This window comes from Streptomyces sp. HUAS MG56 (assembly GCF_058673395.1).
In genome coordinates, this window is the sequence record NZ_CM178722.1 from 4,851,106 (window position 1) to 4,863,899 (window position 12,794).

A 12,794-nucleotide genomic window follows, 5' to 3' on the forward strand; every position below is an offset into this window, starting at 1 on the left:
CCCGGAAAAGCATAGGGAGGTGAGCTATCTGCGCCTTCCCCACCTCAGCGGCGACCTGCTGTGCTTCGTGGCCGAGGACGACCTCTGGCTGGCCCCCCTCGACGCGCCGGGCCGCGCCTGGCGCCTCACGGCCGACCGTACCAAGACCGGCCACCCGCGTTTCTCGCCCGACGGCCGCCGCATCGCCTACACGACCTGGCGCAGCCTCGACCCCGAGATCCATCTCGTCGGCGTCGACGGCGGTCCCGCGCGGCAGCTGACGTACTGGGGCAGCTCCGACACCCGGGTCTGCGGCTGGACGCCCCCCGAGAACGGGGAGAGCGACATCCTCGCGGTCGCCTCGCACGACCAGCCCTTCTCCTACTTCACCTGGGCCTACAAGGTCCCCACCGACGGCGACCCCGGCGCGCGGCTGCCCTGGGGGCCGGTCACCGACATCCAGGTCGCCGACGTCGACGGCGAACACCGGACCCTGCTGCTCACCGGCACCCCGCCGCACGAACCGGCCTCCTGGAAGCGCTACCGCGGCGGCGCCATGGGCCGCCTGTGGCTGCACGGCGAGCAGCTCGTGCCCGACATCGGCGGCCATCTGGCCTGCCCCATGTTCGTCGCCGGCCGCGTCGCCTTCCTCTCCGACCACGAGGGCGTCGGCAACCTCTACTCCTGCGCGTACGACGGCACCGACCTGCGCCGCCACACCGACCACGACGCCTACTACGCCCGGCACGCCGCGGGCGACGGCACCCGGGTGGTCTACCAGTGCGCGGGCGACCTGTGGCTCGTGGACGACTTCTCCCCGAACGCCGTGCCGCACAAGCTGGACGTCCGCCTCGCCGGGCCCGCCACCGGCCGCCGCCGCTATCAGGTGCCCGCCGCGCAGAACGTCGACGGCATCTCCGTGGACGAGACCGGCCGGGCCGGCGCCGTCGTCGTCCGCGGCAGCCTGTACTGGCTCACCCACCGCGACGGCCCGGCCCGCACCATCGCCGACACGCCCGGCGTCCGGGTACGGCTGCCGGAGATGCTGGGCACGACCGGCAAGGTCGCGTACGTCACCGACGCCGACGGCGAGGACGCCGTCGAGATCGCCCAGCTGCCCCGCGCGTCCGGCGACCGCGCCCCGCACCGGCTGGCCTCCGGCGCGCTCGGCCGGGTCCTGGAGATGGTCTGCGACCCGCTCGGCGAACGGCTCGCCATCGCCTCGCACGACGGGCGGCTGCTGCTGCTCGACACGGGGGAGGGGGAGGGCGGCGAGGCCGCGGAGACCCCGGCCGCGCGGGCCGCCGCCGAGGGCTCCGCGCAAGCAGAGGGGCCCGAGGAGGGCGAGGAGGCCGGGGAGAGCGCGCGGGCCGAGGTGCCGGGGGGCACGGCCGGCCAGGTGACCGAGCTGATCCGCTCCGTCAACGGCCCCGTCCGCGACCTCGCCTTCTCCCCCGACGGCGCCTGGCTCGCCTGGTCCCACCCGGGCATCGGCCGCTCCCTGCGCGAGATCAAGCTGGCCCGGATCAAGGACCGGCACATCGTGGACGTCACCAACGGCCGCTTCGAGGACGAGAACCCCGTCTTCACCCGCGACGGCCGCTACCTCGCCTTCCTCTCCTGGCGCGGCTTCGACCCGGTGTACGACGTCCACACCGGCGACCTCTCCTTCCCGCTCGGCTGCCGGCCGTACCTCGTCCCGCTGAGCTCGGCGACCCCCTCCCCCTTCGCGCTGAACCCCGAGGGCCGCCCGGCCGCGGGCGGGCTCGACCCGGTCGAGGACGAGGAGACGGGCGAGGCCGGCACGGTGACGGTGGAGGTGGAGGGCCTGGAGAACAGGGTCACGCCGTTCCCGGTCATCGCCTCCAAGTACTCCGCGCTGCACCCGGTCGCGGGCGGCGGCCTGGTCTGGCTGCGCTGGCCGATCTCCGGCGCGCTCGGCGAGACCTTCGCCAACCCGGCCGACACCAGCGGCCGTCCGACGCTGGAGTACTTCAACATCACCAAGGCCAAGAAGTCCGAACTGGTCGACCATCTGGACTGGTTCGCGGTGAGCGGCGACGCCACCCGCCTGGTCGTCGTGGACGAGGGCGAGCTGCGCGCGGTCCCGTCCACGGAACCGGGCGACGGCGACACGACCGTGTGGATCGACCTGCGCCGCATCCTGCACGAGGTCGACCCGCCCGCCGAGTGGCGCCAGGCCTACGAGGAGGCGGGGCGCATCATCCGCGGCTACTTCTGGGACCCGGGCATGTGCGGCATCGACTGGGACGCGGTGCTCGACCAGTACCGCCCGCTGGTCGAACGCGTCGCCTCCCCCGACGAGTTCGCGGACCTCCTGCGCGAGGTCCTCGGCGAACTGGGCACCTCGCACGCGTACGTCACCGCCGCCCGCCGCAACGAGGGCCCGCCGCACTACCAGCGCCGGCAGGGCCTGCTCGGCGCCAACTTCGTCCGCCGGGAAGCCGGCTGGGCCCTCAGGCGGATCCTGCCCGGCGACTCCTCCGACTCCCGGGCCCGCTCGCCGCTGGCCGGCACGGGCATCCGCGAGGGCGCCGTGCTCACCCATGTCGACGGCCGCCCGGTCGACCCGGTGACCGGGCCGTATCCGCTCCTCGCCGGCGCCGGCGGAACAACCGTGGAGCTGACGTTCGTGCCCGCGGAAGGGGGCGCGGACCGGGCCCGGCGGGTCGCGGTCGTCCCGCTCGTCGACGACCGCCCCCTGCGCTACCAGGACTGGGTCGCCAAACGCCGCGGCGTCGTACGGGAGTTGAGCGGCGGCAAGTGCGGCTATCTGCACATCCCCGACATGGGCGGCTCCGGCTGGGCCCAGTTCAACCGCGACCTGCGCATGGAGGTGTCCCGGCCCGCGCTGATCGTGGACGTGCGGGGCAACGCGGGCGGGCACATCAGCGAACTCGTCATCGAGAAGCTGACCCGGACGATCCTGGGCTGGGACCTGACCCGGGACGCCCAGCCGGTGTCGTACACCTCGAACGCGCCACGGGGTCCGGTGGTGGCCCTCGCCGACGAGGCGACCTCCTCGGACGGCGACATGATCACGGCCGCCTTCAAGCTGCTCAGGCTCGGCCCGGTGGTCGGCCAGCGCACCTGGGGCGGCGTGGTCGGCATGACCGGCCGCCACCGGCTGGGCGACGGCACGGTCATCACGGTCCCGATGAACGCGGCCTGGTTCGACGCCTACGGCTGGTCCGTGGAGAACCACGGCGTCGCCCCCGACCTGGAGATCATGCGCACCCCCCTGGACTGGGCCGAGGGCCGCCACGCCCAGATGGACGACGCGATCCAACTCGCCCTGGACCTCCTGACCACCACCCCCGCGGCCATCCCCCCGGACTACAGCGACGTCCCGAACCGCTCCCGCCCGAAACTGCCGCCGAGGAACAGTCGGCAAGGGGGCCGTCAATAAGGAGCGCGGGGCACCCTCCAGAAGGAGGGTGCCCCGCGCCGAACAGCCGGCCGAAGCCGAGCGCAGCGGCTACGCGTCGTAGTCCCGGTCGAACCGGTCCTTCATCTCCTGGTCCGAGTCCTCGATGTCACGCATGTTCTCGTGCTTGAGTCCCCGCTCGGGCGGCGCCTGCTGCTTACCGCGCTGCCCGGCCTGCTGACGGGCCTGGTCGCCCTTGCCCTTCGCCCGCTGCTTCGGTTCGCCGGCCTTGTTCCGGGACTGGTCCTTCATACCCATGAGGGTTCACTCCTGTGGTGAGTGAGAGGGAAATCGGGGGAACGGCCCCGCTGGGGCCTCGACCAGACTCACACGGCGGACCGGGCAACGCATGTGGATCAGTTACGGTGCGTAGCCCGCGCCGCGTCGTCGGCCGCGCCGCCCGCGCCCACGAGCCCCGAGCTCATCCCCTGCAACCGGGGCGCGAACCGCTTCATCTCGCGCTGCCCCACGGTCCCGATGAGCGCCGGCAGATATCCGCGCACCCCCTGCATGCCGCGCAGCCACCACTGTCCGTACACGTGCGCCGAGCGCCGCTCGATGCCCTCCACGATCCGGTCCACGGCGGGGCCCAGCGGGTACGTCTTGTTCGACGGCCACGGCAGCCGCTGGCGCAACTCCCGCATCACGTCGTCCTGGTCGGCACCGCGCACCATGTCGGTGTCCGTCCACGACAGGTAGCCGACGCCGACGCGCACGCCCTGGTAGCCGACCTCGGCGCGCAGACTGTGCGCATACGCCTCCACGCCCGACTTGGAGGCGCAGTACGCCGTCATCATCGGCGCGGGCGTGATCGCGGCGAGCGAGGCGATCTGGAGCAGATAGCCCCTGCTCTCGACCAGCACCGGCAGGAACGCGCGCGCGGTCACCGCCGAACCGATCAGGTTGACCTCGATCACCCGCCGCCAGGCCTGCGGATCGGAGTCGATGAACGGACCGCCCGTCGCCACACCGGCGTTGACGACCACGATGTCCACCTTCCCGAACCGCTCCTTCACCTCCCGCGCGACCCGGCCCATCGCCTCGTGGTCGGTGACGTCGGCGTACCAGTACGCGCTGTCGCTGTGCAGCCGCCCGGAGACCTCCTTGAGCGCCTCCTCCTCCAGCCCGACCAGCGCGACCTTCGCGCCGCGTGCCGAGAGCTTGCGCGCCAGCAGCTCACCGACGCCGCGCGCCGCCCCCGTGACGACCGCGACCTGCCCTTCGAGGCTGACCCTGCTCATGCGCCCTCCTTGATCTGCGCCGTGACATACGTGGTGACGAGCTCCCGGATCCTGCCGATCACCAGGTCGGGGGCCTCGATCGGGGTCATGTGCCCGACGCCGGTCAGCTCGGTGAGACCGACGCATTCCGGCAGTGCGGCGGCCAGCGCGCGGGCGTGCACCGCAGGCGTGAGCCGGTCGGACGCGCCGTGCACGATCGCGGTGGGCGTGTGCAACTCCCGTACGCCGTGGTCGAGATCGAGCGCCGCCAGCACCCCGGCCCACGCATGGCGTACGGCGCGCGGGCAGGCGTGCACGATCCGGGCGCACGCCTCCACCATGTGCGGGGCGGAACCGGCGCCCATGGTGGCGTACTTGAGGACGCTCTTCGCAACCGGCGTGACCGGCCCGAGGGGAGCGCGCGAGCCCAGGATGTGCCCGGTGATCCAGGTGCGCACGCCCCCGGCGCGCATCGGCACCACGCGCGACTCCGCGACCAGCCGCGAACTGCCCGTGCTGCACAGCAGGACGGCGGCGGCGTGCTCCTGGAAGCGGGGGCGCGTGGCCGCGGCCATGACCGTCATGCCGCCCATGGAGTGGCCGACGATCAGGGCCTTCTCCCCGCGTGCGAGCGTCCGTGCGAGCACGGCTTCAAGATCGTCCGCCAGCGCCCGGGTGGTGCACGCGGGGCTCGCGGGGCTGCGCCCGTGCCCCCTCTGGTCGTACGCGATCACCCGGTGGTCCCTCGCCAGGTCCCGTATCTGCGCCGCCCAGAAGGCGGTCGAGCAGGTCCAGCCGTGAGAGAGGACGATCGGGGGCGCGTTCTCGGGGCCGTGCACCTCGACGTGCAGGGGCGCGCCGTCGGCGGAGACGACGGTGAGTTCGTGGGCGGGGGCGGGCGGGGCGTAGCGGCCGCCGGTGACAGGGGCGGGCGCGGGGGCGGTCCGGCTCATGCGGCGCCCTCGCTCTCCACGACGGCGGCCGGCGTCCGCCGCACGGCCGTACCGGCCGGCTTGCCGTCGGCGTTCCGGACGACCTCGTACTCCGCCAGGTCCACGCGCCGGGTCGCGCTGCGGAACTCGGACGTCGTGCCGGGCCAGATCGTGGTGTTGCGGCCGCTCGCGTCCAGGTACCAGCTGGTGCAGCCGCCGGTGTTCCACACCGTCCGCTTCATGCGCTCCTGGACCCGGTGGTTCCAGGACTCGACGGCGGCGGGCCGGGCGTCCAGGGCGGTGCGGCCGCCGAGGACGTCGAGCTGGCGCAGATAGTCGGCCATGTAGTTCAGCTGGGACTCGATCATGAGGATCATGGAGGAGTTACCGAGGCCGGTGTTGGGCCCGATGATCGTCATGAAGTTCGGGAACCCGGCGGCGGTGGCACCGCGCAGCGCCCGCATGCCGTTCTTCCAGGAGTCCGCGAGCGTGTCGCCCGCCGCGCCGACCACCCGCTCGGCGATCGGCATGTCCGTGACGTGGAAGCCCGTCCCGAAGACGATCGCGTCGGCCTCGGCCTCGGTGCCGTCGGCCGCCACGAGCGTCGATCCGCGGATCTCGCCGAGCCCGCTGGCGACGACGTCCACGTTCGGCCTGGCCAGCGCCGGGTAGTACGCGCTGGACAGCAGGATCCGCTTGCAGCCGATGCGGTAGTCGGGCGTGAGCTTGGCGCGCAGGGCCGGGTCCTTGATCGCGCGGGCCATGTTGCGCTTGGCGAGCTGTTCGACCAGGCCGAGTTCGTCGGGGTGCTTGGTGAACGCCTGGACCTGAAGCTCCCGGATGCCCCACAGCAGTCCGCGCCGCACCTGGGTCGTGAACGGGAGCAGCCGGTGCAGTCCGCGCTCGACGCCGCTGATGGCGCGGTCCACCCGGGGCATCACCCACGGCGGCGTGCGCTGGAAGAGGGTCAGCCGGCCGACCTGCGGCTGGATCGTGGGCACGATCTGGATCGCGGAGGCCCCGGTGCCGACCACCGCGACGCGCTTGCCGCGCAGGTCGTAGTCGTGGTCCCAGCGGGCGGAGTGGAACACCTTGCCGGGGAAGGACTCCAGGCCCGGGATCCCGGGGATCTTCGGGTCGGACAGCGGTCCGGTGGCGGAGACGACGACGTCGGCGGTCAGCGAGCCGCGCGTGGTCTCGATGGTCCACCGCAGGTTCTCGGTGTCCCAGGTCATCAGCTTGACCTCGCAGTCGAGGCGAAGGTGCGGGCGCAGTCCGAAAAGGTCGGTGACGTGCTCCAGGTAGGCACGGATGTGCTGCTGCCCCGAGAAGGTACGCGGCCAGTCCGGGTTGGGCGCGAAGGAGAAGGAGTAGAGGTGGGAGGGTACGTCACAGGCGCACCCGGGGTAACTGTTGTCCCGCCAGGTGCCGCCGACGCTGTCGGCCCGCTCCAGGACGACGAAGTCGGTGATCCCCTCGCGGCGCAGCCGCACGGCGGCCCCCAGCCCGCCGAACCCGGACCCGATCACCGCCACCCGTACATGCTCGTGCTCGGCCATCCCGAAGCCTCCACGCATCGCCTTCGACCCTGCCAGTGAACACTGGCACAATGGGACTGTAGAGCAGCTCCGTACCGAGCGGTAGGGGGCGGGGGCACGAAAGTTACCGGCGGTACAACATAGGCTGCGGACGTGGCAGAGGACGCAGAACACTCGGGGACAAGGCCGCGGGAACGGCGCGAGTACCGCATGGAGGAGCTGGCCCGGCTCGCCGGGATCACCGTGCGCACCCTGCGCTTCTACCGGGAGCGCAAGCTGATCCCGCCGCCCCGGCGCGAGGGCCGTATCGCCTGGTACGACGACCACCACCTCGCGCGCCTGCGCACGATCGCCGCCATGCTGGAGCGCGGCCACACGCTGAACGGCATCGCGGAACTCGCGGAGGCCCTCGACCAGGGCCGCGACGTCGCCGACCTGCTCGGCGTCGGCACCCCCACCGAGGAGGAGCCGGTCCGGCTCACGCCCGAGGAACTCGCCGCCCGCTTCGAGGGCGAGGTCACCCCCGAGAACCTCGCCGCGGCCATGGCGCTGGGCTACCTCGGCACCGACGGCGACGAGATCGTCCACATCAGCCGCCGCCTGCTGGACGTCTCCTCCGCCCTGGTCCGCGAGGGCATCCCGCTCGGCGAGGTCCTCGCGGCCGCCACCCGCGTCCGCGAACACGCCGACGCCCTGGCTGAACTCTTCTCCGACCTGATCCTGCGCCACGCCCCCGAGGAGGACCTCCACCGCCTGCGCCCCCTGGCCCGCAGCGTGGTGGAGGCGGAACTCTCCCTGGCCCTCGACCGCCGCCTGACCAAGAAATCCGGCGAACGCGCCATCTGAGCCCGCCTGCCGCCGACGGACGGGCCCAGCGGGCGGGGCCGCGCCTACAGGTCGTAGACGACGGTCACCGGCGCGTGGTCCGACCACCGCTCGGCATGCGTGGCCGCGCGCTCCACGACCCCCTTGACGGCCTTGCCGGCGAGCCCGGGCGTGGCGACGTGGTAGTCGATGCGCCACCCCGAGTCGTTGTCGAAGGCCCGCCCGCGGTACGACCACCAGGTGTACGGCCCCTCGACATCGGGGTGCAGGGCGCGCACGACGTCGACGTAACCGCCCTCCTCGGCGGCGAGCACCCGGCCGAGCCACTCCCGCTCCTCGGGCAGGAAGCCGGAGTTCTTGGTGTTGCCGCGCCAGTTCTTGAGGTCGGCCTGCTGATGGGCGATGTTCCAGTCGCCGCAGACGACGACCTCGCGCCCGTCGGCGGCGGCCCGCGCGCGCAGCTCCTTGATGTGGACGAGGAACTCGTCCATGAAGCGCACCTTCTCGTCCTGCCGCTCGGTGCCGACCTCGCCGGAGGGCAGATACAGGGAGACGACCGTCACACCGGGCAGGTCGGCCTCGACGTAGCGGCCGCTGCCGTCGAACTCGTCCGAACCGAAGCCGACCCGGACGCGGTCCGGCTCCCGCCGCGTGTAGAGGGAGACGCCCGCACGCCCCTTGGCGGCGGCCGGGGCGTGCACGACGTGCCAGCCGTCGGGCTCCCGGACCTCCTCGGGCAGCTGGTGCGGCTCGGCACGCACCTCCTGGAGACAGACGACGTCCGCCTCCGTCCGGGCGAGCCACTCCACGAAGCCCTTCTTGGCGGCGGCCCGCAGCCCGTTCACGTTCACCGAGGTCACAGTCAGCACCAGGGCACGATACCGGCACACTGGTCGGAGCCCGTCCACACCGTCCGACGAACACCGTCCTGCATAGAAGTACGATGCCCAGCATGAATATACGCCGCGTCCGTTTCGATCACCCCGACGCCGTCACGCTCAACGACGAGGTACAGGCCGAGTACCAGCTGCGCTACGGCGGCGACGGCGACGCCACGGCTCTCGACACCACGGACTTCGACCCGCCGCGCGGCGCCTACCTGATCGCGTACGACGAGCTCGACCGCCCCGTCGCGACCGGCGGCTGGCGCAGCCAGGACCTCAACGACGAGGGCAACGAGAACGGCGACGCCGAACTCAAGCGCATGTACGTGGTCGCGCAGATGCGCGGCCGGGGCCTCGCGCGCCGCATGCTCGCGGCCCTGGAGAAGGACGCCCGCACCGCCGGCCGGATCCGCATGGTGCTGGAGACGGGCAGCAAGCAGCCGGAGGCCGTCGCCCTGTACACGTCGAGCGGCTACGAGCCGTGCGCCAAGTTCGGCTACTACCGCTTCCACGAGGAGAGCCTCTGCTTCGCGAAGAAGCTCTGAGCGGCCCTGAGCCGGTAACTCGGATCACACCAGGCCCGCTTGAGCCCCGGCAGGCCTGAACGCGGTCCGACACCGCGCCCGGACATACGATGAAGCCCCTGTCGACTACCGCCGACAGGGGCTTCATGCTGCGTGGACCTGAGGGGATTTGAACCCCTGGCCCCCTCGATGCGAACGAGGTGCGCTACCGGACTGCGCCACAGGCCCTTGCAACGAGTGAAACTCTAGCATCCCCGTCGGGGTGCTTGGAAATCCGTTCCGTGACTGGTCACGGCGGGGGTCTCCGGAGGGGGCGCGCGACGGGGAGCGCGCCGGAGGGGCGTGCGGGAGTTACTCGTTCGCCGCGCGCGGGCGGTCGCCGTCCTCGTACTGATCGAACAGGGGCGTGCGTCCGCGCTCACGGGCCCGGCGCGCGGACGCGGCGCGGCGCGCGTCGCTGCGGCCGCCCGCCGGCTTGTCCTCGGCCACAGGCGCCTGCTCGTCGGCGCCGGCCTCCGGCGCGTGGACGGCCTCCTGCTCCGGCGCGACCGAGCTGGAACGCGCCGAGCTCCAGGTGTCCGGCGCCCCCAGGTCCACGTCGGACGTGGCACGCGGCGCCACCGGCGCGGTCACATACGTCGGCAGGGGCACCGGCACGGGCTCCCAGCTGTCCCCGCCGGGCCGCCGCTGCCGCTCACGCTGCTGGTCGACCCACTCGGCGTGGTCGGTCTGCTCGACCAGGGCACGCCGGTCCGCGGCGAGCGCGGAGAGACCGGGATCCGTCTCGGCCTCCTGAACCTCCTCCGCTTCGTCCGCGCCGGCGCTCGTCGTATCGGGCGACACGCGCCGACGCGGCTGACGCTCGCGCTCCCGCAGCCGCTGCGCGGCGACCTCGGCCTGCCGGCGGTCCATCTGGTAGGCGAAGCGACGGCGCTCCTGGGAGCGCAGGTACGCGATGTACCCGCTGAGCATCACGGCCGGTACGGCGGGCGCCCACAGGAAGGCGAGCCCGCCGACCGCGGCGACGATCGCACCGAGCGTGAAGCCGAGGAAGAGCATCACGGTGGTGCGCCGGCGGCGCGCCAGGACCTTCAGGCGCCGGTCGCGCGCTGCGGCCGCCTGTGCCGAGGCCGTGCGCCGCGCGGCCGGCACCGGCCGCTGCGGGGGCGCGGGCGCCGGTTTGGGCGCCCGTGCGGGCTCCTGTCCGCGTGCCGCTTCCGCTCTTCCGGGTGACTCGCCCCCGGCTTCCGCGTGCACCTGACGACGGGCCGGAGGCATGGCGAAGGCCCGGACGTCCACCGAGTCGGTGGCGGCGTCCGGGTCACCGGCGTCCGGCTCCCCCTCCTGGGCGGAGCGCGCCCGCAGGTCCCTGGCGTATCGACGCTCCATGCCCGCCCGTCCGGACAGCAGCCGGATGGCGGTGCTGAAGCGTTCCGTCGGACGGGCCTCGTTCAGCTCGTCCTGCCTACGGAGCCACATCGGCACCAAGTAGGCGGCCCAGGCCCCGACAATGACTGCGTAGATGAGGCCGCTGCTGCTCACGCCTCACACCGTAGAGGGGTTTGCCTGAGGCCATCCGCCAATTGGGCCGGTGTGTCGCACGATCTGGCTGATATTTCCAGCTTTTTTTGCGATCCATGCGATCAGAGGACCGCCTCAGTCGCGAATTCAATGCCCTGAGACGGTCAGCATCCGATCAATTTCGAACACATATTCAATTTCGGCGGGCCTAGGCGGGATTCCCCGGCGTGTTCTGCGGATTCCGCGACGGATCCGCGTCGTCCGCCGGGCGCTCGATGTGCCGCTCCCTCTGGGAGCGTGCCCGCTGCCAGCGCGCGAGCAACCCGTCGGGCACCTCCTCCGCGGTGAGCGCGAAGACCAGGTGGTCGCGCCAGGCCCCGTCGATGTGCAGATAGCGCGGCCGGAGCCCCTCCTCGCGGAATCCGAGTTTCTCCACGACCCGGCGGCTGGGCCGGTTCTCGGGCCGAATGCAGACCTCGATGCGGTGCAGCCCGACGGCACGGAAACAGTGATCCACCACGAGCGCGACCGCCGTCGGCATCACGCCGCGGCCGGCCACCGACTCGTCCACCCAGTACCCGACGTGCCCCGAGCACATCGACCCCCAGGTGATCCCGGCGACCGTCAACTGCCCGACGAGCCGCCCCTGGTACTCGATGACGAACGGCAGCATCCGGCCCGCGTTGGCCTCCGACCGCAGGTGCCGGACCATCTGGCGGTACGTCGGCCGGTGGGTGATCGGCCCGCTCGGCGTGGGCGGCGGAATGGTCGCCTCCCAGGGGCGCAGCCAGTCCCGGTTGCGCCGGTTCACCTCGCGCCAGGCTCGCTGGTCGCGCAGCCTTATCGGCCGGAGGACGACATCGCCGTCCGCCAGCACGACGGGCCAGTAGGGGCTGTTCAGCTCGCACCCCCGCTCGTGGGTCTGGGGTGGTCGCCGCCGCGGATCTGGTCGACGGCGTGGACCAGCAGCGGCTCCAGCACGGCGAGGCCGTCGCGCACCCCGCCCGTGGAGCCCGGCAGATTGACGATCAGGGTCCGTCCCGCCACCCCGGCCAGGCCCCGGGACAGCACGGCGGTCGGCACCTTCTGACTGCCGAACGCCCGGATGGCCTCCGCGATGCCCGGCACCTCGTAGTCGATCACCGCGCGGGTCGCCTCGGGAGTGCGGTCGGTCGGCGAGACGCCGGTGCCGCCGGTGGTGACGATCGCGTCGTACCCGGCGGCCACGCCCGCCAGCAGGGCCTCCCGCACGGGATCCCCGTCGGGCACGATCCGGGGGCCGTCCACGGCGAACCCGAAGCCCGTCAGGCCGTCGACGATCAACGGGCCGCCCTTGTCCTCGTAGACACCCGCCGCGGCCCGGTTGGAGGCGGTGACCACCAGAGCCCGGTAGCTCATGCCCGGCTCCAGTCGCCCGACGTGCCGCCCGTCTTCTCCTCCACCCGTACGTCCGTGATGACCGCTCCCTTGTCGACCGCCTTGACCATGTCGATCACGGTCAGCGCGGCGACCGTGACGGCGGTGAGGGCCTCCATCTCGACGCCCGTACGGTCCGTCGTCCTCACGGTGGCCTGGATCTCCACGGCGTCGTCCGCGACCGACAGATCCAGTTTCACACCGGACACCGACAACGGGTGGCACAGCGGGATCAGGTCCGGGGTGCGCTTGGCGCCCATGATGCCCGCGATCCGCGCGGTGGCGAGGGCGTCCCCCTTGGGTACCCCCTCGCCGCGCAGCAGCTCGACCACGCGGGGCGAGACGAGCACGCGGCCGCTGGCACGGGCGGTGCGCGCGGTCACGTCCTTCCCGGATACGTCGACCATGCGGGCGGCGCCCGCCTCGTCGATGTGCGTCAGTCCGTCCTGCGTACTCATGCTCTGTGCCGCTCCCGGTCCGGGCCCGTCACAGTGCGGTTGCGCGGGC

12 protein-coding genes and 1 tRNA gene are annotated in these 12,794 nt (G+C 72.5%); 3 read left to right on the forward strand and 10 right to left on the reverse strand.

From position 1 onward, the window contains the following. The first annotated feature begins 19 nt into the window (after nucleotides 1-19). On the forward strand, nucleotides 20-3,409 hold the full coding sequence (locus AC4OXY_RS22915) for a S41 family peptidase (RefSeq protein WP_491994530.1): 3,390 nt from the start codon (nucleotides 20-22) through the stop codon (nucleotides 3,407-3,409). A gap of 69 nt (nucleotides 3,410-3,478) precedes the next feature. Here AC4OXY_RS22915 and AC4OXY_RS22920 read toward each other — a convergent pair whose 3' ends face one another. From AC4OXY_RS22920 to AC4OXY_RS22935, 4 genes are all read right to left on the reverse strand, one after another. Beyond that, on the reverse strand, nucleotides 3,479-3,685 hold the full coding sequence (locus AC4OXY_RS22920) for a hypothetical protein (RefSeq protein ID WP_071374731.1): 207 nt from the start codon (nucleotides 3,683-3,685) through the stop codon (nucleotides 3,479-3,481). 98 nt (nucleotides 3,686-3,783) lie between these two features. After that, a complete protein-coding gene (locus AC4OXY_RS22925; protein ID WP_491994531.1) occupies nucleotides 3,784-4,668 on the reverse strand; it encodes an SDR family oxidoreductase in 885 nt (294 codons plus the stop codon). After that, complete coding sequence (locus AC4OXY_RS22930; RefSeq protein ID WP_362821421.1) at nucleotides 4,665-5,600, reverse strand: alpha/beta fold hydrolase; 936 nt, start codon at nucleotides 5,598-5,600, stop codon at nucleotides 4,665-4,667. Before AC4OXY_RS22930 ends, AC4OXY_RS22925 begins: the two co-directional genes overlap by 4 nt. Next, a complete protein-coding gene (locus tag AC4OXY_RS22935; RefSeq protein ID WP_491994532.1) occupies nucleotides 5,597-7,138 on the reverse strand; it encodes a flavin-containing monooxygenase in 1,542 nt (513 codons plus the stop codon). Before AC4OXY_RS22935 ends, AC4OXY_RS22930 begins: the two co-directional genes overlap by 4 nt. 189 nt (nucleotides 7,139-7,327) lie before the next feature. Here AC4OXY_RS22935 and AC4OXY_RS22940 point away from each other — a divergent pair, with 189 nt between their 5' ends. After that, nucleotides 7,328-7,963: a MerR family transcriptional regulator gene (locus AC4OXY_RS22940; protein WP_356027307.1), complete on the forward strand. Its 636-nt coding sequence runs from the start codon at nucleotides 7,328-7,330 to the stop codon at nucleotides 7,961-7,963. Between the two features lie 44 nt (nucleotides 7,964-8,007). Here AC4OXY_RS22940 and AC4OXY_RS22945 read toward each other — a convergent pair whose 3' ends face one another. Next, a complete protein-coding gene (locus AC4OXY_RS22945; protein WP_491994533.1) occupies nucleotides 8,008-8,811 on the reverse strand; it encodes an exodeoxyribonuclease III in 804 nt (267 codons plus the stop codon). Nucleotides 8,812-8,894: 83 nt separating this feature from the next. Here AC4OXY_RS22945 and AC4OXY_RS22950 point away from each other — a divergent pair, with 83 nt between their 5' ends. Beyond that, a complete protein-coding gene (locus AC4OXY_RS22950) occupies nucleotides 8,895-9,371 on the forward strand; it encodes a GNAT family N-acetyltransferase (protein ID WP_362821420.1) in 477 nt (158 codons plus the stop codon). A 133-nt stretch (nucleotides 9,372-9,504) separates the two neighbouring features. On the opposite strand, the gene AC4OXY_RS22955 is transcribed toward AC4OXY_RS22950, so the two are convergent. The 5 genes from AC4OXY_RS22955 to moaC form a co-directional block, all read right to left on the reverse strand. Further along, nucleotides 9,505-9,578 (reverse strand) — tRNA-Ala (locus AC4OXY_RS22955). A 123-nt stretch (nucleotides 9,579-9,701) separates the two neighbouring features. Continuing rightward, nucleotides 9,702-10,892 (reverse strand): divisome protein SepX/GlpR, encoded by a 1,191-nt coding sequence (sepX, locus tag AC4OXY_RS22960; protein ID WP_356027036.1) that lies wholly within the window; start codon nucleotides 10,890-10,892, stop codon nucleotides 9,702-9,704. Nucleotides 10,893-11,079: 187 nt separating this feature from the next. After that, the gene (locus AC4OXY_RS22965; protein WP_356027034.1) at nucleotides 11,080-11,748 is read right to left on the reverse strand and encodes a GNAT family N-acetyltransferase; all 669 of its coding nucleotides are present in this window, start codon (nucleotides 11,746-11,748) and stop codon (nucleotides 11,080-11,082) included. Between the two features lie 20 nt (nucleotides 11,749-11,768). After that, nucleotides 11,769-12,269 (reverse strand): MogA/MoaB family molybdenum cofactor biosynthesis protein, encoded by a 501-nt coding sequence (locus AC4OXY_RS22970; RefSeq protein WP_356027031.1) that lies wholly within the window; start codon nucleotides 12,267-12,269, stop codon nucleotides 11,769-11,771. Continuing rightward, a complete protein-coding gene (gene moaC / locus AC4OXY_RS22975) occupies nucleotides 12,266-12,745 on the reverse strand; it encodes a cyclic pyranopterin monophosphate synthase MoaC (RefSeq protein ID WP_071374740.1) in 480 nt (159 codons plus the stop codon). The genes AC4OXY_RS22970 and moaC overlap by 4 nt, the downstream gene beginning before the upstream one ends. Between the last annotated feature and the right edge of the window lie 49 nt (nucleotides 12,746-12,794).

Coding starts and splice junctions, on each gene's coding strand:
- moaC (WP_071374740.1), bottom strand. CDS start 12,745: ATGAGTACGCAGGACGGACTGACGCACATCGACGAGGCGGGCGCCGCC.
- AC4OXY_RS22920 (WP_071374731.1), bottom strand. CDS start 3,685: ATGGGTATGAAGGACCAGTCCCGGAACAAGGCCGGCGAACCGAAGCAG.
- AC4OXY_RS22930 (WP_362821421.1), bottom strand. CDS start 5,600: ATGAGCCGGACCGCCCCCGCGCCCGCCCCTGTCACCGGCGGCCGCTAC.
- AC4OXY_RS22950 (WP_362821420.1), top strand. CDS start 8,895: ATGAATATACGCCGCGTCCGTTTCGATCACCCCGACGCCGTCACGCTC.
- AC4OXY_RS22940 (WP_356027307.1), top strand. CDS start 7,328: ATGGAGGAGCTGGCCCGGCTCGCCGGGATCACCGTGCGCACCCTGCGC.
- AC4OXY_RS22970 (WP_356027031.1), bottom strand. CDS start 12,269: ATGAGCTACCGGGCTCTGGTGGTCACCGCCTCCAACCGGGCCGCGGCG.
- AC4OXY_RS22935 (WP_491994532.1), bottom strand. CDS start 7,138: ATGGCCGAGCACGAGCATGTACGGGTGGCGGTGATCGGGTCCGGGTTC.
- AC4OXY_RS22925 (WP_491994531.1), bottom strand. CDS start 4,668: ATGAGCAGGGTCAGCCTCGAAGGGCAGGTCGCGGTCGTCACGGGGGCG.